The sequence below is a fragment of the Microbacterium sp. genome (assembly GCF_035687345.1).
GTDB lineage: Bacteria > Actinomycetota > Actinomycetes > Actinomycetales > Microbacteriaceae > Microbacterium.
Window position 1 is genome coordinate 15,552 of the sequence record NZ_DASRXZ010000020.1, and the last position, 18,139, is coordinate 33,690.

19 protein-coding genes are annotated in these 18,139 nt (G+C 69.9%); 2 read left to right on the forward strand and 17 right to left on the reverse strand.

All coding sequences use genetic code 11. From position 1 onward, the window contains the following. Positions 1–135: 135 nt before the first annotated feature. Together erpA and VFF97_RS02165 are read right to left on the reverse strand one after the other, a co-directional pair. A complete protein-coding gene (gene erpA, locus VFF97_RS02160; protein ID WP_325031848.1) occupies positions 136–501 on the reverse strand; it encodes an iron-sulfur cluster insertion protein ErpA in 366 nt (121 codons plus the stop codon). Between the two features lie 97 nt (positions 502–598). Continuing rightward, positions 599–1,993 (reverse strand): dipeptidase, encoded by a 1,395-nt coding sequence (locus VFF97_RS02165; RefSeq protein ID WP_325031849.1) that lies wholly within the window; start codon positions 1,991–1,993, stop codon positions 599–601. A 47-nt stretch (positions 1,994–2,040) separates the two neighbouring features. Between VFF97_RS02165 and VFF97_RS02170 the strand changes: the two genes are divergently transcribed. After that, on the forward strand, positions 2,041–2,634 hold the full coding sequence (locus VFF97_RS02170) for a DUF3043 domain-containing protein (protein ID WP_325031850.1): 594 nt from the start codon (positions 2,041–2,043) through the stop codon (positions 2,632–2,634). Between the two features lie 36 nt (positions 2,635–2,670). Here VFF97_RS02170 and VFF97_RS02175 read toward each other — a convergent pair whose 3' ends face one another. The 5 genes from VFF97_RS02175 to dnaE form a co-directional block, all read right to left on the reverse strand. Next, a complete protein-coding gene (locus VFF97_RS02175; RefSeq protein ID WP_325031851.1) occupies positions 2,671–3,696 on the reverse strand; it encodes a quinone-dependent dihydroorotate dehydrogenase in 1,026 nt (341 codons plus the stop codon). 41 nt (positions 3,697–3,737) lie between these two features. After that, positions 3,738–4,220 (reverse strand): transcriptional regulator NrdR, encoded by a 483-nt coding sequence (gene nrdR, locus VFF97_RS02180; protein ID WP_325031852.1) that lies wholly within the window; start codon positions 4,218–4,220, stop codon positions 3,738–3,740. 12 nt (positions 4,221–4,232) lie between these two features. Continuing rightward, positions 4,233–5,579, reverse strand: coding sequence for a histidinol dehydrogenase (gene hisD / locus VFF97_RS02185; protein ID WP_325031853.1), 1,347 nt, complete (start codon positions 5,577–5,579; stop codon positions 4,233–4,235). 81 nt (positions 5,580–5,660) lie between these two features. Continuing rightward, on the reverse strand, positions 5,661–6,716 hold the full coding sequence (locus tag VFF97_RS02190) for a hypothetical protein (protein WP_325031854.1): 1,056 nt from the start codon (positions 6,714–6,716) through the stop codon (positions 5,661–5,663). A gap of 102 nt (positions 6,717–6,818) precedes the next feature. Continuing rightward, positions 6,819–10,289 (reverse strand): DNA polymerase III subunit alpha, encoded by a 3,471-nt coding sequence (dnaE, locus tag VFF97_RS02195; RefSeq protein WP_414684210.1) that lies wholly within the window; start codon positions 10,287–10,289, stop codon positions 6,819–6,821. Between the two features lie 202 nt (positions 10,290–10,491). On the opposite strand from dnaE, the gene VFF97_RS02200 reads away from it, so the two are divergent. Continuing rightward, on the forward strand, positions 10,492–10,968 hold the full coding sequence (locus tag VFF97_RS02200) for an ASCH domain-containing protein (RefSeq protein ID WP_325031856.1): 477 nt from the start codon (positions 10,492–10,494) through the stop codon (positions 10,966–10,968). Positions 10,969–10,975: 7 nt separating this feature from the next. Here VFF97_RS02200 and VFF97_RS02205 read toward each other — a convergent pair whose 3' ends face one another. From VFF97_RS02205 to VFF97_RS02250, 10 genes are all read right to left on the reverse strand, one after another. Beyond that, complete coding sequence (locus tag VFF97_RS02205) at positions 10,976–11,425, reverse strand: hypothetical protein (RefSeq protein WP_325031857.1); 450 nt, start codon at positions 11,423–11,425, stop codon at positions 10,976–10,978. Then, entirely contained in the window at positions 11,422–11,994 is a 573-nt protein-coding gene (locus VFF97_RS02210) for a GNAT family N-acetyltransferase (RefSeq protein WP_325031858.1), read from the reverse strand. Before VFF97_RS02210 ends, VFF97_RS02205 begins: the two co-directional genes overlap by 4 nt. 32 nt (positions 11,995–12,026) lie before the next feature. Continuing rightward, complete coding sequence (locus VFF97_RS02215; protein WP_325031859.1) at positions 12,027–12,947, reverse strand: RluA family pseudouridine synthase; 921 nt, start codon at positions 12,945–12,947, stop codon at positions 12,027–12,029. Position 12,948: 1 nt separating this feature from the next. Continuing rightward, complete coding sequence (gene lspA, locus VFF97_RS02220; protein WP_325031860.1) at positions 12,949–13,566, reverse strand: signal peptidase II; 618 nt, start codon at positions 13,564–13,566, stop codon at positions 12,949–12,951. Positions 13,567–13,575: 9 nt separating this feature from the next. Continuing rightward, entirely contained in the window at positions 13,576–14,145 is a 570-nt protein-coding gene (locus tag VFF97_RS02225) for a DivIVA domain-containing protein (RefSeq protein ID WP_325031861.1), read from the reverse strand. A 160-nt stretch (positions 14,146–14,305) separates the two neighbouring features. Next, a complete protein-coding gene (locus VFF97_RS02230) occupies positions 14,306–14,605 on the reverse strand; it encodes a YggT family protein (RefSeq protein WP_325031862.1) in 300 nt (99 codons plus the stop codon). A gap of 3 nt (positions 14,606–14,608) precedes the next feature. After that, a complete protein-coding gene (locus VFF97_RS02235) occupies positions 14,609–15,067 on the reverse strand; it encodes a cell division protein SepF (protein ID WP_325031863.1) in 459 nt (152 codons plus the stop codon). Positions 15,068–15,105: 38 nt separating this feature from the next. After that, positions 15,106–15,789, reverse strand: a complete 684-nt coding sequence (locus tag VFF97_RS02240) for a YggS family pyridoxal phosphate-dependent enzyme (RefSeq protein WP_325031864.1) — start codon at positions 15,787–15,789, stop codon at positions 15,106–15,108. Positions 15,790–15,834: 45 nt separating this feature from the next. Next, on the reverse strand, positions 15,835–16,989 hold the full coding sequence (ftsZ, locus tag VFF97_RS02245) for a cell division protein FtsZ (protein ID WP_325031865.1): 1,155 nt from the start codon (positions 16,987–16,989) through the stop codon (positions 15,835–15,837). A 166-nt stretch (positions 16,990–17,155) separates the two neighbouring features. Further along, complete coding sequence (locus tag VFF97_RS02250) at positions 17,156–18,136, reverse strand: FtsQ-type POTRA domain-containing protein (protein ID WP_325031866.1); 981 nt, start codon at positions 18,134–18,136, stop codon at positions 17,156–17,158. Positions 18,137–18,139: the final 3 nt, after the last annotated feature.

Sequence of the window (18,139 nt, forward strand, 5' to 3'; positions counted from 1 at the left end):
CAACCGCTCAGCCGATTCCGGCCAAGTGCCCAGCATCCACCCGCTCAGCGGGTCGCGGATGCCCGGAAATCCGGCGTTTCCGCGGCACGACGAAGAGGCCCGGACACCAGGTCGCGGGCCTCTTCGGGTCAGCCGTCAGTGGAAGCTGTCGCCGCAGGCGCAGCTGCCGGCCGCGTTGGGATTGTCGATCGTGAAGCCCTGCTCCGAGATCGTGTCCTTGAAGTCGATCGTGGCCCCGTCGAGGTACGGGATGCTCATGTCGTCGACGATGACCTCGACGCCGTCGAAGTCCACCGTCTTGTCGCCTTCGAGGAACCGCTCGTCGAAGTACAGCTGGTAGATGAGGCCGCTGCATCCGCCGGGCTGGACGGCGACGCGCAGACGCAGGTCGTCGCGTCCTTCCTGCTCGAGCAGGCTCTTCACCTTCTGCGCGGCGGCGTCGGTGAGCAGCACGCCGTGCTCGCGCGCGATCTGATCGGTCGACAGTGCGGTGTCGGTCATGGCACTCCTCCGGACGGGCCGCGGTGACGCGGCGGATGCTGCGATTCTACGCCCGCCGCATGTGAGCGGGCTCGGGAACCGCCGCGCGGCACTCCGCTCACCGGGTGCGCGCGTCGAGCTTCTCGAGCAGCAGGGCCTCGGCCACGAGCGCGTTGCGGAACGTCTCGAGGTGCAGGGACTCGTTCGGGCTGTGCGCCTTGCCGTGCGGGTCCTCCACACCCGTGACGAGGATCTGCGCGCCCGGGAACTCGCGCACGAGGTCCGCGATGAACGGGATGGAACCGCCCACGCCCATGTCGACAGGGTCGACGCCGTACGCCTCGGTGAACGCGTCACGGACGTCGGAGACGGCCCATCCGGATGTGTCGACGAGGAACGGGTCGCCGTAGTCCTGGTCGGTGAACTCGAGCTGCGCGCCGAACGGCGCGTGCGCACGCAGGTGCGCCTCGATCGCGGCATACGCGTCGGCCGCTCGCTGACCGGGGGCGATCCGCGCGCTGATGACGACCGCGATCTCGGGACTGAGGGTGTTCGAGGCATTGGCGACGCTCGGCGCGTCGATGCCCGTGACCGTGATCGACGGCTTGTTCCACAGGCGGCTCAGGATCGTGCCACGACCGATCGGCGACACGCCCTCGGGGAGCCCCGCCTCGTCGCGCAGCTTGTCTTCGCCGTACTCGGGAGTGGGCGCGTCGCGCTCCGTGAGGCCTTCGACGGCGACCGCGCCGTCCTCGTCCCACAGGGTCGCGAGCAGCTTGACGGTCGCCATCATCGCGTCGGGGACCGCTCCCCCGAACATGCCCGAGTGCGATGCGTGCTCGAGCGTGCGCACCCGCATCGTGAAGCGCGTGTTGCCGCGCAGCGACACCGTGAGCGCGGGCGTCTTCGCGTCCCAGTTGCTCGAGTCGGCGACGACGATGACATCGGCCTTCAACGCATCCGCGTTGTCGCTCAGGAACTGCGCGAACGATCGCGAGCCGGCCTCCTCCTCGCCTTCGAAGAAGAGCGCGACGCCGAGGTCGAAGTCGTCGCCGAGCGCCTCCTTCAGCGCGCGCAGCGCGCCCAGGTGCACCATGATCCCCGCCTTGTCGTCGGCGGCGCCGCGGCCGTAGAGCCTCCCGTCGCGCAGCGTCGGCTCGAACGGCGGCGAGTCCCACAGCGCCTCGTCGCCGACCGGCTGCACGTCATGGTGGGCGTACAGCAGGATCGTGGGGCGGCCGTTGCGCGCGGCCCGCGTCGCGATCACCGCGGGCATGCCGAGCTCGTCGGTGCCGGGGATCGCGGCCTGCCGCACGTCGACCGTCTCGAAGATCCCGAGGTCGCGCGCGAGGCCGGCGACGGTCTCGGCGCTGCGGCGCACTTCGGCCGGGTCGAACCCGGGGAAGGCGATCGACGGGATGCGCACGAGCGTGCCGAGGTCTGCGAGGGCCGACGGGATGCCCGTCTCGGCCGCTTCGCGCACTGCCTGGGGCCGGGAGTTCTCTGAGGTCATGCGGGTAATCTTAAGGGCACCCGTTTCCGCACGATCGAGGATCAGCCGTGGCCAGAACCCCTTCCGCACCCGCATCCGACGGAGCCTCAGAAGGCACCGTCCTCAATGGGGAGCCCGCGCGCGGAGCCTCGGGCAAGGGCCGCCCCACCCCCACGCGCGCCGAGCGCGAGGCCGCCCGCAAGCGCCCGCTCGTCGCCGACACGAAGGAGGCGAAGGCGCGCGCCCGCGCCGAGCTCGCCGCGCAGCGCGAGAAGGCGCGTCAGGGCATGGCCGCCGGCGACCCCAAGTACCTGCCGCCCCGCGACCAGGGCCCGCAGCGCAAGTTCGCACGCGACTTCGTCGACGCGGGCTGGCACCTCGGCGAGGCGGTGATGCCCGCGATGGTCATCGTCATCATCGCGACGTTCATCCCCGCGGCGATGATCCAGTACTGGGCCTTCATCGGCCTGTGGATCTTCATCCTCTTCGTGGTCGGCGACATGATCGTGACGTCGATCCGCGTCAAGCGCGCCGCGCGCGCGAAGTTCGGCGCCGACCGTCTCGAGAAGGGTCTCGGCTGGTACTCCGCGATGCGCACGATCCAGATGCGCTTCATGCGCCTGCCCAAGGCGCAGGTCGCGCGCGGCCAGTACCCGTCCTGATCCGACGGATGCCGCGCCCCGCGCGCATCCGTCGGCTCACTTGCGAGCGGCCAGGCCGCGGTTGATCTGCCGCGGCCACAGCGGCCCACGGTAGAGGAACGCGGTGTAGCCCTGCACGAGATCGGCGCCCGCGTCGAGGCGCTCGCGCACGTCGGCGGCAGTCTCCACGCCGCCGACCGACACGACGCAGAACGACTCCGGCACAGCCGAGCGCACGAGCCGCAGCACGTCGAGCGACCGCTCCTTCAGCGGCGCCCCGGACAGTCCCCCGTCCCCCGCCCCGGCGACGACCCCGGGGTCGGTGACCAAACCCTCGCGCGAGATGGTGGTGTTCGTCGCGATGAGACCGGCGAGTCCGACGTCGACCGCGAGGGCGGCGATGCCCGTGATCTCGTCGTCGGGCAGGTCAGGCGCGATCTTGACCAGGAGGGGCGTCCGGCCGCAGGCGTCCTTGACCGCCTGGAGCAGCGGCCGCAGCGTCTCCACCGCCTGGAGCCCCCGCAGCCCGGGCGTGTTCGGTGAGGAGACGTTGACGACGAGGTAATCGGCGAGGGGCGCCAGCAGGCGCGCGCTGCGCTCGTAGTCGGCCGTCGCATCCGCCACGTCGACCACGCGGCTCTTTCCGATGTTGACGCCGACGACGGGGCGCCTCGCACGGCGTCGCAGCTTCGCGAGGCGCACCGCGGCCGCCTCGGCTCCGCGGTTGTTGAAGCCCATGCGGTTGACGACCGCGCGGTCGGGGATCAGCCGGAACAGCCGCGGGCGCGGATTGCCCTCCTGCGGGATCGCGGTGAGCGTTCCGACTTCGACGTGCCCGAACCCGAGCGCGTAGAGCCCCTTCACGCCGATGACGTCCTTGTCGAAGCCCGCGGCGACGCCGAACGGCGAGTCGAACGTGAGCCCGAGCGCCCGCGTGCGCAGGGACGGATCGGGGCGCGTGAGCGCGCGGGCGATCCAGCTCGCGGGGGGAAGCCCCAGCATCCGGATCACCGCCATCGCCAAGTGGTGCGCGCGCTCGGGATCCAGGCGCGACAGGACGGTGCGGAAGAGGAGGGGATACATCCCCTCCAGGCTATCGGCCGCGCTCCCCCGCTCCCGGCGGGTCAGTCGGTCTCGTCGTCGCCCGCGGCGCTCGCGTACGCGTGGTCGGCGCGCAGCAGCGCGATCGCCGCCTCGAAGTCCTCGAGCGACTCGAAAGCCTGATACACGCTCGCGAAGCGCAGGTACGCGACCTCGTCGAGCTCGCGCAGCGGCCCGAGGATCGCGAGGCCGATCTCGTTCGTGTCGACCTGCGACGCGCCGGTCTGGCGCACCGTCTCCTCGACCTTCTGGGCGAGCACCGCCAGGTCGCCGTCGGTCACGGGTCGCCCCTGGCACGCCTTGCGCACACCCGACATCACCTTCTCGCGGCTGAACGGCTCGATCACGCCCGAGCGCTTGATGACGTTGAGGCTCGCGGTCTCGATCGTCGAGAAGCGCCCACCGCACTGAGGGCACTGGCGGCGGCGACGGATGCTGAGTCCGTCGTCGCTCGTGCGGGAGTCGATCACGCGCGAGTCGGGGTGGCGGCAGAAGGGGCAGTGCATGGCACCGACAGACTACGCCCGACGAGCGGCGGCGTCCTCGGCCGACGCCGTGGGATCGGCGGATTCGAAGCGGACCGTGATCGCCTCGCCGTGCGCAGGAAGGGCCTCCGCATCGGCGAGGACCACGATCTCGTCGCGCACGCGCGCGAGCGCGACGTGGTCGTATTCGATGACCTGCTGCGGCCGGAGGAACGTCGCGGCCGACAGCCCCGAGGCGTACCGGGCCTGACCACCGGTCGGAAGCACGTGGTTGCTGCCGGCGAGGTAGTCGCCGAGGCTCACCGGGGAGTCCGGGCCGACGAACACGGCACCGGCGTGGACGAACTCCTCCGGACGCGGGTCGGCGAGGTGCAGCTCGAGGTGCTCGGGGGCGTAGGCGTTGCTGAACGCCGTGGCGGCGGCGATGTCGTCCACGAGGACGATCGCGGATTGCGGCCCCGACAGCGCGGCGGCGATCCGCTCGGCGTGCCGTGTACGAGCGGCGCGGTCGGCGATGTCGGCCGCGACGGCGTCCGCGAGGGAGGGCGACGTGGTCACGAGCACTGCGGAAGCCTGCTCGTCGTGCTCGGCCTGGCTGATGAGATCGGCCGACACGAGACGCGGATCGGCCGAATCGTCCGCGACGATGAGGATCTCGGTGGCGCCGGCTTCGGCATCCGTCCCGACGAGTCCCGCGAGGACCCGCTTGGCGGCCGCGACGAAGTTGTTGCCCGGCCCGGTGACGACGTCGACGCGCTCGAGGCCGAGATCCGGCACTCCGTGCGCGAATGCGCCGATCGCGCCGGCGCCGCCCATCGCGTAGACCTCCGTCACGCCCAGGAGACCCGCGGCGGCGAGGATCACCGGATGCGCGCGTCCGCCGTGCTCGTGCTGGGGCGGCGTCGCGAGGGCGATCTCCGAGACGCCGGCGACCTGTGCCGGAACGACGTTCATGACGACGCTCGACGGATACACCGCCTTGCCGCCCGGGACGTACACGCCCACGCGGCGCACCGGCTGCCACCGCTGGATCACCCGCGCGCCCGGTGCGAGCTCAGTCGTCGCAGGCTTCGGCACCTGTGCGGCCGACGCAGTCCGCACGCGCGCGATCGCCTCTTCGAGGGCGGCGCGGACGCGCGGGTCGAGGGCTGCCACCGCGTCGTCGATGTGATCCTGCGGGACGCGGATGTCGTGGCCGACCGTGCGGTCGAACTGCTCGGCCTGCGCCCGGAGCGCCTGCTCGCCGTCGCGGGCGACGTCGGCGACGAGACGCGCCGCGGCGTGCTGGGCCTCCTCTCGTGCCGCGGTGGCCCGCGGAACAATGGCGAGGAGCTCGGAAGGTGTCGGTGTGCGGCCACGCAGGTCGATCGTGCGGAGCATCGTTCCAGGCTAGCGCGAGTGCCTGGACGTTCCCGCGCGCCGGATCCCGCCGGGCGGGTGCCCGGTCGACCGCCGGACGGGTCAGCCCCGCGTGACGCCGGAGACGTCGTGCAGGTAGCCGACGCGGCCGTCCTCGTGGCGGACGACGAACGTGTCGCCGCGGTCCTCGATCACGAGCGCCCATGCGGTCGGGCCGATGCGGAACAGCGGGACACCCCGCTCGTCGACGACGTCGCGCTCCTCGGGCACGAGCGCCCAGAACGCCTGGTAGCGCACGGCCGACGTCTGCTGCGCCGACTGCGCGGGAGCCCACTCCTGCGCGGCATCCGTCCCCTGCGAAGCGTACGCGTCGCCGCTGTACGCCCGGTCGCCGTATCCGCCCTGGCCGAACGCGCCGCCCGTGTACGCCGCGGTCGACGTGTCGGGCTCGCCGTACGCCTGCGCGGGCGCGTACTCGCCGCCCGGCTGCGACGCCTCGGCGGCAGGGCGCCGCTCGGGCGCGGGGCGCTTGCTCACCGGGCGCGTCGGTCGCGCGACCTTGTGCGCGACGACTTCGGGTCGGCCGCGGAAGTCCTCTGAGAACGGAGGGATGAGCGGCGCGAACACCGTGAACACAACGCCCGCCAGCATCGCCGCGAACGAGACCCACATGACCCACGAGCGGACCCACGGTCCGTTCTGGGCGACGATGCTCACGGTCTCCCAGATCCACGTGAGCCACACCACGGCCGAGACCGAGAAGGCCACCGATGCGAACTGGTCGATGCCGAGCGAGCCGACACGGCGGATGCCCTCGGGCGAGAGGCGCCGCAGGACGATGAGGAACACCGCCACCGTCGGGAGGGCGATCGTCAGGATCCAGCTGATCCCGGCGGTCCACACCGACTCGAAGCGGAGGTTGTTGACCGAGAAGAACGAGACGACGAAGGCGACCAGCCACGCCACGCCCAGCGCGACCTCGCGGATCGAGAACGGGCCCACGCCGTACTGCGGGGGCAGCTCGGGGCCACCGACGTCGTCGCCCACCACGGGCTCGGACTCGGCCGCACTCGTGTCGTCGGCTGTCGCGTCGGCCTGGGCCGCTGCTTCGTACTCGGTGGTCTCGCTCCGTTCGTCAAGCCTGCGCTCGTCTGTCACGATCTTCCCTTTCCGCACGACGTCTGTCCTGACGCGTGGTTGCGATCCTACTCACGGCTGATGAGACGACCGTGAGACAACGCCGATGTCGGCGAGGCTCGGTCAGCCCAGGCACTGCGGCCCGAGCAGACCCTTCAGCTCGCCGTACAGGTCGGCCGTCACCGACACCGGATGCGGCACCTCGAACACCTTCGCGGTGCCGCCTCTGTGCAGCCGCAGCGTCACCTCGGTGTCGCCGCGATGGCGCTCGAGCACGTTCGCAAGCTCGGTCACGACCGACTCGGTCGCGCGGTGCTCGGGCATCTGCAGAATGAGCGGGCCGGATGCGTCGACCGCCCCGAGATCGGGCGCGAAGCACGACACCGCATGGAGGTTCAGGCCGTCGTCGCGTCGCGAGACGCGGCCGCGCACGACCAGGATCGAGTCGGGCTGCAGCATCGACTGGAACTCGGTGTACGTCTTGCCCATGAACATGACCGTGACCTCACCGTCGAAGTCCTCGACGGTGATCATGCCGTAGGGATTGCCGCTCGACTTCGCCACGCGGTGCTGCACGCTCGTCACGAGACCGGCGATCGTGACCTGGTCGCCGTCGCTCAGGTCGTCGGACGCGAGCAGGTCGTGGATGTTGATCGAGGCATGCTTCGCGAGCGGGATCTCGAGGCCGGCGAGCGGGTGGTCGGACACGTACAGCCCGAGCATCTCGCGCTCGAACGCGAGCTTGTCCTTCTTCGTCCACTCCGGACGGTCGGGGACCTTCTGCGTCTGCTGCGGTTCGTCGTCGCCCCACAGCGAGTCGAAGTCGAATCCGACCTCGCCGTTGGCCTCGCGACGCTTGTCGAGCACTGCCTGCTCGGTCGCATCCTCGTGGATCTCCATGAGCGCGCGGCGCGTCGCCCCGAGCGAGTCGAACGCCCCCGCCTTGATGAGCGACTCGACGGTGCGCTTGTTCGCGACGTGGACGGGCACCTTCGCCAGGAAGTCGTGGAACGACGTGAAGGGCGCCTCGGCGCGCGCCGCGACGATCGCGTCGACGACGTTCGCACCGACGTTTCGCACGGCGCCCAGGCCGAACCGGATGTCGTCGCCGACTGCCGCGAAATACCGGGTCGACTCGACGACGTCGGGTGGGAGGACCTTGATGCCCATGCGGCGGCACTCGTTGAGGTACACCGCGAGCTTGTCCTTCGCGTCGCCGACGCTCGTGAGGAGCGCGGCCATGTACTCCGCCGGGTAGTGCGCCTTCAAGTACGCGGTCCAGTACGCGATGAGGCCGTACGCGGCCGAGTGCGCTTTGTTGAACGCGTAGTCCGAGAACGGGACGAGGATGTCCCACAGGGTCTTGATCGCCTGCTCGCTGAAGCCGTTGGCCTTCATGCCGGCTTCGAAGCCCTCGTACTGCTTGTCGAGCTCGGACTTCTTCTTCTTGCCCATCGCGCGGCGCATGATGTCCGCTTGGCCGAGTGTGAAGCCGGCGACCTTCTGGGCGATGGCCATCACCTGCTCCTGATAGATGATCAGGCCGTAGGTGGTGTCGAGGATGTCGGCGAGGGGCTCTTCGAGCTCGGGATGGATCGGCGTGATCTGCTGCTGGCCCGTCTTGCGCAGCGCGTAGTTGATGTGCGAGTTCGCACCCATCGGGCCGGGCCGGTACAGCGCGATGACGGCCGAGATGTCTTCGAAGTTGTCGGGCTTCATGAGCCGCAGGAGAGACCGCATGGGTCCACCGTCGAGCTGGAACACGCCCAGCGTGTCACCGCGCGCCAGCAGGTCGTACGCCGCCTTGTCGTCGAGGCCGAGGTCTTCGAGCACGAGCCGCTCACCGCGGTTCGCCTCGATGTTGTCGAGCGCGTCGTCGATGATCGTGAGGTTGCGCAGCCCCAGGAAGTCCATCTTGATGAGGCCGAGCGCCTCGCACGCCGGATAGTCGAACTGCGTGACGATCTGCCCGTCCTGCTCGCGCTTCATGATCGGGATGATGTCGATCAGCGGCTCGCTCGACATGATGACGCCGGCCGCGTGCACACCCCACTGGCGCTTGAGGTTCTCGAGGCCGACCGCCGTGTCGTAGACGGTCTTGGCCTCGGCATCCGTCTCGATCAGCGCCCGGAACTCGGACGCCTCCTTGTAACGCGGATGCTGCGGGTCGAACATGCCGTCGAGCGGCATGTCCTTGCCCATGACGGCGGGGGGCATGGCCTTCGTGAGCCGCTCCCCCATGCTGAAGGGGAAGCCGAGCACGCGCCCCGCGTCTTTGAGCGCCTGCTTCGCCTTGATCGTGCCGTACGTGACGATCTGGGCGACGCGTTCATCGCCGTACTTCTCGGTCACGTACTGGATGACCTCGCCGCGGCGACGGTCGTCGAAGTCGACGTCGAAGTCGGGCATCGAGACGCGGTCGGGGTTGAGGAAGCGCTCGAAGATCAGTCCGTGCTGGAGCGGGTCGAGGTCGGTGATCTTCATCGCGTACGCCGCCATGGAGCCGGCGCCCGAGCCGCGACCGGGGCCGACGCGGATGCCGTTGCGCTTGGCCCAGTTGATGAAGTCGGCGACCACGAGGAAGTACCCCGGGAAGCCCATCTGCACGATGACCTGGGTCTCGTACTCGGCCTGCTTGCGGACCTCGTCGGGGATGCCGTCCGGGTAGCGCTCGTGCAGGCCGCGCTCGACCTCCTTGATGAACCACGACTCCTCGGTCTCGCCCTCGGGCACCGGGAAGCGGGGCATGTAGTTCGCCGACGTGTTGAACTCGACGTCGCAGCGCTCCGCGATGAGGAGGGTCGACGCGATCGCCTCGGGGTGATCGCGGAACACCTGCTTCATCTCGGCGGCGCTCTTGAGGTAGTAGCCGTCGCCGTCGAACTTGAACCGCTTCGGGTCGTCGAGGGTCGAGCCCGACTGCACGCACAGCAGGGCCGCGTGGCTCTGCGCGTCGTGCTGGTGCGTGTAGTGCAGGTCGTTCGTGCCGACGAGCGGGATCTTGAGGTCTTTCGCGATCGACAGCAGATCGCTCATGATGCGCCGCTCGATGGACAGCCCGTGATCCATGATCTCGGCGAAGTAGTTCTCTTTGCCGAAGATGTCCTGGAACTCCGCTGCCGCGGCGCGCGCGGCGTCGTACTGCCCCAGACGCAGACGCGTCTGCACCTCGCCCGACGGGCAGCCCGTCGTCGCGATGAGGCCCTTGGCGTACTTCTGCAGCAGCTCGCGGTCCATGCGGGGCTTGAAGTAGTAGCCCTCGATGCTCGCCAGCGACGACAGGCGGAAGAGGTTGTGCATGCCCTCCGTCGTCTCGGAGAGCAGGGTCATGTGGGTGTACGCGCCCGAGCCCGACACGTCGTCGTCGCTCTGCTCGGGCGTGCCCCAGCGGACACGGGCCTTGTCGGCGCGGTGCGTTCCGGGCGTCACGTACGCCTCGATGCCGATGATCGGCTTGATGCCCGCGTCCTTCGCGGTCTTGTAGAACTCGAACGCCGCGAAGGTCTGCCCGTGGTCGGTGACGGCGATCGCCGGCATGCCCTGCTTGACCGCCTCCTGGATCAGCGGGCCGATGCGCGCGGCGCCGTCGAGCATCGAGTACTCGGTGTGCACATGGAGGTGAACGAAGGAGTCGGATGCCACGTCGTCGAGTCTATGGAGCGGTCCCGACACAACAGGGCGGCGCACGCGGCATCCGCCGATTCACGCGCCCAGCTCATCTCACCTTCGACTCGAACGTGAGGGTCCGCGCGTATCGTGAAGCGGCACCCGCTCCCTTTACGACGAGAGAAGCACGATGCCCGACTCCGACGCGGTCTCCGAATTCTGGCTGCGCGCCGCACGCGCAGCGGGCCTAGACTCCGCCGCCGAGCCGCCCGCATGGAGCTTCGCCGACACGCCGCGCCTCGCCGACGAGCTCCTGCAGGCCGTGCTCGACGGGCGCAAGACGGGGACGTCGACGAGCATGCTCGAGCTCACCGACGACGGCGAGCCCGTGCCGCAGCCGGGTGAGCTGTCGATCGTCTTGGACGGCGGGGGTGCACCGCGCGCGGTGATCCGCACGACGGCGGTCAGGATCGCGATCTTCGACGATGTGGACGCGGAGTTCGCCGCCTCCGAGGGCGAGGACGACCTTTCGCTCGCCGCGTGGCGGGACGGCCATGAAAGGTACTTCCGGCGCGTTCTCGAACGCCGCGGCTTGTCCGTCGACGACGTCGGCGCACTCGAGGTCGTGCTCGAGCGATTCGAGGTCGTCTACTCCGAGTCCTCCTGACGGCGACTCACTCGGGTTCGAGCGCGTACCGATCGATCCATGACTCCGGGATGCGCAGCGGGACGGCGTAGAAGTACCGGATCAGCTGACCTTGATGCTGCGTCTCGTGCTCGAGGAGACTCACCGCGAACCGCCACGCCGGGTCGTCGTCGGAACCGATCTCATCGAGCCACGCGGCGACCTCGGCGGCGGTGCGTTCGAGCGCCGCTCGAACCGATCCGGGGTCTTCGTCGTCGTCGAGAGAGCACGTGAAACCCTGCCACGAACCTGCGCGCGCGGCCCGCACGTGACTCTCCCGGCCGCCGACGACGCACCAGAACTGATTCGACACGGGGCTCGAGCGCACACCGGGAAGTCGCGCCCGCAGCAGATCAGGAGTCAGCGTGTCGAGGAGGTCGAGATAGAGCGCGTTGGCCGCGGCGTGACGGCGGCGAAGGAGCTCGGCGAGTTCGCTCATGACAGGTCCTTCCGCATCAACACACGCGGGAACCCCGAGAGCACCGACTCGGTGTCGGCCGCCTTCGTGAACCCGGCCTTCTCGAAGAGGCGCCGCGTGCCCACGTACGCCATCGTGAGATCGACCCGCGCATCGCCGTTGTCGACCGGGTAACCCTCGATCGCGGGCGCTCCGCGCTCACGCGCGAACTCGACGGCTCCCTCGAGGAGCGAGTGCATGATCCCCTTCTTGCGGTGGCCCGGTCGCACGCGGAAGCACCACACGCACCACACGTCGCGGTCGTCGATGTGCGGGATCTTGCGGAACGTCGCGAAGTGGGTGCGCGAGCGCGGGGCGACCGCCGCCCAGCCGACGACCTCGTCGCCCTCGTACGCGAGCACGCCGATCGGGCCCTCCTCGTCCATCAGACGACGGACGCGTTCGGCGCGCGCGGGCCCGCGCAGCTCCTTCGCCTCTTGCGAGGGAATGCGGTAGCTCAGGCAGAAGCAGACAGACGAGTTCGGATTCTTGGGGCCGAGGATCGTCGCGACGTCGTCGAAGACCTCGGCCGGACGCACGTCGATCACCATGGGAACACTCTGCCGCCGGCATCCGACATTCGTCAGTCCTCGCGCAGCACCTCGAGCGCGTGCGCGAGGTCGGGTGGGTACTCCGACGTGAACTCCATCCACTCCCCCGTCGTCGGGTGGGTGAACGCGAGGCGGCGCGCGTGGAGCCACTGCCGCTTCAGTCCGAGCCGCGCGGACAGCGTCGGATCGGCGCCGTACAGCGGGTCGCCCACGCACGGGTGGCGGTGCGCGGCCATGTGCACCCGGATCTGGTGCGTGCGCCCCGTCTCGAGGTCGATCTCGAGGAGCGCCGCACCGCGGAACGCCTCGATCGTCTCGTAGTGGGTGACCGAGTCCTTGCCGGTCGGGGTCACCGCGAACTTCCACGAGTGCGTGGGGTGCCGGCCGATGGGCGCGTCGATCGTGCCGACGAGGGGATCCGGATGCCCCTGCACCACCGCGTGGTAGATCTTGTCGACCTCGCGCTCCTTGAACGCGCGCTTGAGCGCGGTATACGCGCGCTCCGACTTGGCGACCACCATGAGTCCGCTCGTGCCGACGTCGAGCCGGTGGACGATGCCCTGTCGCTCCGCGGCGCCGGTCGTCGCGATGCGGTAGCCGCCCGCGGCGAGCGCACCGAGCACCGTCGGCCCCTCCCACCCGAGCGACGGATGGGCGGCGACGCCCGGAGGCTTGTCGACGACCACGATGTCATCGTCGTCGTACACGATGCCGAGGTCCGGCACCTCGACCGGAACGACGCGCGGCTCCTCTTTCGGGGTCCACGTCACCTCGAGCCACGAGCCGCCGTGCAGCTTGTCGGACTTCGAGAGCGGCCGACCGTCCAGCATCACGCCGCCCGCCTCGGCGACCTCGGCGGCGAACGTGCGCGAGAAGCCGAGCATCTTGGCGAGGGCGGCGTCGACGCGCACGCCGTCGAGTCCGTCGGGTACGGGGAGGCTCCGGGACTCCATGTCAGTCCCTCGGCGCGTCGCCCGCCGTCGGTTGGTCGGGCAGCTCGCGATCGGAGGCGCCGGCGGGTGCCCCATCCGTCTCTTCGTCGTCGTCGGATGCCGCGCGGCGCTCACGCGTGCCGTCGAGGTGGAGCCCGACGAGCACGAGCAGCGCGACACCGATCATCATCGAGACGATGAAGATGTCGGCGACGTTGTAGATCGCCGGCATCATCCACGGCGTGTTGATGAAGTCGACGACGTGCCCGACGGGGAACCCCGGCTCACGCAGCACGCGGTCGGTGAGGTTGCCCAGCACGCCGCCGAGCAGGAGTCCGAGGGCGACCGCCCACAGCCGTGAGCGGACGCGGGTGGCGGTGAGCCACACGACGACCACGGCGACCACGGCCAGCGCGATCGTGAAGATCCACGTGACACCCTCGCCGAGCGAGAACGCCGCACCCGGGTTGCGCGTGAGGATGAAGATCAGGAAGTCGCCGAGGACGTGGACCGGCTCACCCGGGGGCAGGTTCTCGATCGCGAGGTACTTCGTGAACTGATCGGCGGCCAGTACCGTCGCCGCGAGAAGCGCGACGATGGCACCGGCCGCCGCAGGTCTGAGAGGACGGCGGTTCGTCAAAGGATCGGCCTAGAGGCCGCCGATGCTCGAAACCGGCGTGGGCCCGGATGCCGTGGCCGAGGTCTCGAGGTCGCGCAGCTTGCCCTCGATGAAGCCGCGAAGCTGCGCGCGGTAGTCGCGCTCGAACGTGCGCAGCTCGGCGATGCGGGCCTCGAGCGACGTGCGCTCCTTGTCGAGACGGGCGATCTCGTCGCGGCCGCGCGCCTCGGCGTCGGCGATGATCGAGGCGGCCTGCGACTGAGCCTCGGCGATGAGCTGGTCGCGCTTGGCGCGGCCTTCGGCGACGTGCTCGTCGTGCAGGCGCTGGGCCAGCTCGATGATGCCGGCGCTCGCGGCGGCAGGCGGAGCGCCCTCGCCCGACGGGGCCTGCGCGGGAGCGGCGGCCTGGGCGGCGGGAGCCGCGGCACCCGACTCGTACGCGGCGAGCTTCGCCTTCAGCTCCTCGTTCTCGGCCAGAGTCTTGCGCCACTCCACGACGATCTCGTCGAGGAAGTCGTCGACCTCGTCCGGGTCGAAGCCCTCCTTGAACCGGACGTGCTGGAACTGCTTCGTGACGACGTCATCGGGAGTCAATGCCATGGTGTTTCCTCTTTCGCGCGCACTGGTCGCTGGCCGATGTCGGGGTTGGCCCGCCGCGGAGGACGCGCCACTGTCCAAGACAGCATAGCCGCGGCTCATGGGCCTGTCGAAGGGGCGACCCCCGTGTGTCCCACTGAGAAGGTGTCGAGGCTCGTCCTGCTCAGCCTGCGATGGCGCGCGTGACCGACAGCAGGATGAAGCACAGCAGCATCGTCAGCGCGAAGGCGAAATCGATCGCCACGGAGCCGACCCGCAACGGCGGGATGAACCGACGGAACAGCTTGATCGGCGGGTCCGTGATCGTGTAGACGACCTCGGCGACGACGAGTCCGGCACCCCGCGGACGCCACTCGCGATTGAAGAACGGGATCCAGTCGAGCACGAGGCGTACGAGCAGGATGAGGACGTAGATCAGGAGGAGGGTGTTGAGGATCCCGGCGATGATCTGGATTATGAACACGGGTTACGGCGCGAACGGCACCGCGTCGGGATCCGCCTGCGCGACCGTCCCGTCACCCGACACCGCCACGTTCTCGGGCGACAGCAGGAACACCTTGCTCGTGACGCGCTCGATGCGGCCGTAGAGGCCGAGCGAGAGGCCGCTTGCGAAGTCGATCAGACGCCGCGCGTCGCCGTCGCTCATCTGCGAGAGGTTGATGATGACCGGGATGCCGTCGCGGAAGTTCTCGGCGATCACCTGCGCGTCGCGGTACTGCTTGGGGTGGACGGTCAGGATCTCGGAGACCGCGCTCGCCGTCGGCTGCCGAACCACGGCGGGCCGGTGAATGGGCGTGATCGGCGCTGCGGGCTTCTCAACCGACTTGGAGGCACGCTGAGCCGGCTGAGGCGTCGGCTCCTCGTAGGCCTCTTCCTCATCGGCGAGTCCCAGGTACACCATCGTCTTCTTCAGCGGGTTGGACATCGCATCCTCCGTCATCGCGTTGCTCGTCTGTTCCGAGGCTAACCGTGCACCGGCCTCGGTCCGGTGATTGCTGTGCCGATCCGCAGGTGTGTCGCGCCGGCGGCGATCGCCTCGGCGAAGTCGCCGGTCATTCCCGCGGACATCCAGGTGGCGGAAGGCTCGAGTTCGCGCACGAGATCCGCGCACGCGCGCAGTCTCTCGAACGCGGGAGCGGGAGGCTCGTCGAGCGGGGCGACGGCCATGACCCCGCGGAGGCGGAGGGTGGGGCATCCGATCACGTGCTCGGCGAGCGGCCGCAGGTCGCTCGGCGCCACCCCTCCCCTCTTCGGATCGTCGGTCAGGTTGATCTGCACGAGGACGTCGAGGAGCGGCGCGTCGTCACCGCCCGCCGCGTCGAGGGCGTCGGCGAGCCGGGCCCTGTCCACCGAGTGCACGACGGATGCCGCGGCCCGGATCGCCTTCGCCTTGTTGGTCTGCGCCTGGCCGATGAAGTGCCAGGTCAGCCCGGGGAGGTCGCGCAGGCGGCCCCGCTTGTCGGTGAGCTCCTGCTGGCGGTTCTCACCGACGTCGCGCACGCCGAGGTCGTAGAGCTGTTCCACGAGGGAGGCCGGATGGAACTTCGTCACGACGATGCGGGTGAGCTCGGCGGGGTCGCGTCCTGCAGCCCGGGCGGCGTCGGCGATCCGCGCGTCGACCTCAGCGAGGCGAGAGGCGAGATCCACCGTGGTTCCTGAGCCCGTCCGTCGGTTCCTGAGCCCGTCGAAGGGCTACTTCAGGAAGTCGGGGATGTCGAGGTCGTCGTCGAACGAGTCGTGGCTCGGCTCCGACGTGACGCTCGCCCCGACCGACACCGGCTCGGACTGGTCGCTCGCCCGCGCCTTCGCGGCGTCCTCGGGCGCGACATCGGGCAGCACGGGCGGCGCGGTGACCGGCGTCGAGCGCAGGCTCGAGATCGGCTCGATCCGGGCGGTGGGTTCACCGCCGTCGAAGCCGGCCGCGATCACGGTGACGCGCACCTCGTCGCCGAGGGTGTCGTCGATGACCGTTCCGAAGATGATGTTCGCCTCGGGGTGGGCGGCTTCCTTCACGAGCTGTGCGGCGTCGTTGATCTCGAAGATGCCGAGGTTCGACCCGCCCTGGATCGACAGCAGCACGCCGTGCGCGCCCTCGATGGACGCTTCGAGCAGGGGCGATTCGACGGCGAGCTCCGCTGCCTTGATGGCGCGGTCCGCTCCTCGCGCCGAGCCGATGCCCATGAGCGCGGAGCCCGCACCCTGCATGACCGACTTCACGTCGGCGAAGTCGAGGTTGATCAGACCCGGCGTCGTGATGAGGTCGGTGATGCCCTGGACACCGGCGAGGAGCACCTGGTCGGCCGTTGCGAACGCCTCGATCATCGAGATGCCGCGATCGCTGATCTCGAGCAGGCGGTCGTTGGGCACGACGATGAGGGTGTCGACCTCTTCCTTCAGCTTCGCGACGCCCGTCTCGGCCTGCTGCTGACGGCGGCGGCCCTCGAACGAGAAGGGCTTCGTGACGACGCCGATCGTCAGCGCGCCGATCGACTTCGCGATCTTCGCGACGACGGGCGCACCGCCCGTGCCCGTTCCGCCACCCTCACCCGCCGTGACGAAGACCATGTCGGCGCCGCGCAGCGACTCCTCGATCTCCTCGGCGTGGTCTTCTGCCGCACGGCGACCGACCTCGGGGTCGGCGCCCGCGCCGAGTCCCCGCGTGAGCTCGCGACCGACGTCGAGCTTGACATCGGCATCGCTCATCAGCAGCGCCTGCGCGTCGGTGTTGATCGCGATGAACTCGACACCCCGCAGCCCGAGTTCGATCATGCGATTGACGGCGTTGACGCCTCCGCCACCCACGCCGACCACCTTGATGACGGCGAGGTAGTTCTGGTTCTGGCTCATGCCGGCCTCCGAATCGTGCGAACCAAACCTTCAACCTCTAGTAGAGGTGTAAAGAATTGCCCGGTATGCAATTCCTTTGACCTCGAAGGTAAGCGGATGCCACGCCTCGACTCGGAAGCGCTTGGGCGTGTCGCGGCACCCGGCGTGAAACTCGCCGATCGAGGCTTCAGCGGACGACGATCGAGCCCGGCGACGACACGTCGTACGCGCTCACCGACGCGGGCGGACGCTGCTTCATCATCGTCTGGAGCACGAGCGCCTTCATCGCGGAGTCCTCCGCGCTCCCCCACACCACCTGCGTGTCGGTCCCGCCCAGGATCAGGGTCACGTCATCGGGCGTCGACGCCGTGACACCGGTCACGAGCGAGCGGATGTCGTCGGGCAGCGAGCGGATCACCTGCCCGACGGACTCGAACGCACCGGAGCGGACGCCGCCCTGCACATCGAGGATCGGACGCCCCGGCGCGGGCGTCTCGGTCGTCGACAGAGCGACCCCGGCCGCGTCGACGAGCGTGTAGCCGGCACGCGTCTCGATGAGCCCGATCGGCGTGCGCTCCACGATCCGCACGACCAGCTCGTGCGGCGGGCGGGCCTCGAGCCGATACGACTCGACGAGGGGGAAGGCGACGAGCGCCGCCTTGACCTCGCTCTCGTCGACGAGCGGCAGCGGTGTGCCGAGCTGACCCGCGAGCGCCGCCTCGACGGCAGCTGCATCGAGCTGCTCGGCACCGACGACCCGGAACCGCTCGACCGCGAAGAGCGGGCTGTACGCGGCCCCGAGCGTGCCGAGCACGAGCAGCACGAGCGCGGCGGCGACGCCGAGCCACGTGAGCCGCCGGCGCCGCTGGCGCGCGGTGAAGCGCCGGATCTCGGAGCGCAGGGCCTTGCGCCGCGCGCGCGACGCGCGCCAGACGTCGCGCAGGCCGACGGCCTCGGCCGGAGCATCCGAATCGCTCGCCGCTCCGTCCATCCCCGGAAGGAGCTCGGGGGCGTCGCCCGGACGCGCGGTCAGCGGGATGACCGGCGCGACGGCATCCGGGTCGGCCGTCGTGTCCGCAGCGGCGTCGGCGCCCCTCGCCGCGCGGCGGGCCCCGTCATCCGCCCGCGCTCCGGCCGGCGGAGGCGGCAGCGGCGTCGGCCGGCGCATCCG

Bases quoted from the DNA above. Each gene is read 5' to 3' on its own strand.
- erpA (WP_325031848.1), bottom strand. From the start codon at position 501: ATGACCGACACCGCACTGTCGACCGATCAGATCGCGCGCGAGCACGGC.
- VFF97_RS02165 (WP_325031849.1), bottom strand. From the start codon at position 1,993: ATGACCTCAGAGAACTCCCGGCCCCAGGCAGTGCGCGAAGCGGCCGAG.
- VFF97_RS02175 (WP_325031851.1), bottom strand. From the start codon at position 3,696: ATGTATCCCCTCCTCTTCCGCACCGTCCTGTCGCGCCTGGATCCCGAG.
- nrdR (WP_325031852.1), bottom strand. From the start codon at position 4,220: ATGCACTGCCCCTTCTGCCGCCACCCCGACTCGCGCGTGATCGACTCC.
- hisD (WP_325031853.1), bottom strand. From the start codon at position 5,579: ATGCTCCGCACGATCGACCTGCGTGGCCGCACACCGACACCTTCCGAG.
- dnaE (WP_414684210.1), bottom strand. From the start codon at position 10,289: ATGCTCGACGGCGCCGCGCGCATCGGCCCGCTGATCCAGGAGGCGGTC.
- VFF97_RS02200 (WP_325031856.1), top strand. From the start codon at position 10,492: ATGCCCGACTCCGACGCGGTCTCCGAATTCTGGCTGCGCGCCGCACGC.
- VFF97_RS02205 (WP_325031857.1), bottom strand. From the start codon at position 11,425: ATGAGCGAACTCGCCGAGCTCCTTCGCCGCCGTCACGCCGCGGCCAAC.
- VFF97_RS02210 (WP_325031858.1), bottom strand. From the start codon at position 11,994: ATGGTGATCGACGTGCGTCCGGCCGAGGTCTTCGACGACGTCGCGACG.
- VFF97_RS02215 (WP_325031859.1), bottom strand. From the start codon at position 12,947: ATGGAGTCCCGGAGCCTCCCCGTACCCGACGGACTCGACGGCGTGCGC.
- VFF97_RS02225 (WP_325031861.1), bottom strand. From the start codon at position 14,145: ATGGCATTGACTCCCGATGACGTCGTCACGAAGCAGTTCCAGCACGTC.
- VFF97_RS02235 (WP_325031863.1), bottom strand. From the start codon at position 15,067: ATGTCCAACCCGCTGAAGAAGACGATGGTGTACCTGGGACTCGCCGAT.
- ftsZ (WP_325031865.1), bottom strand. From the start codon at position 16,989: ATGAGCCAGAACCAGAACTACCTCGCCGTCATCAAGGTGGTCGGCGTG.
- VFF97_RS02250 (WP_325031866.1), bottom strand. From the start codon at position 18,136: ATGCGCCGGCCGACGCCGCTGCCGCCTCCGCCGGCCGGAGCGCGGGCG.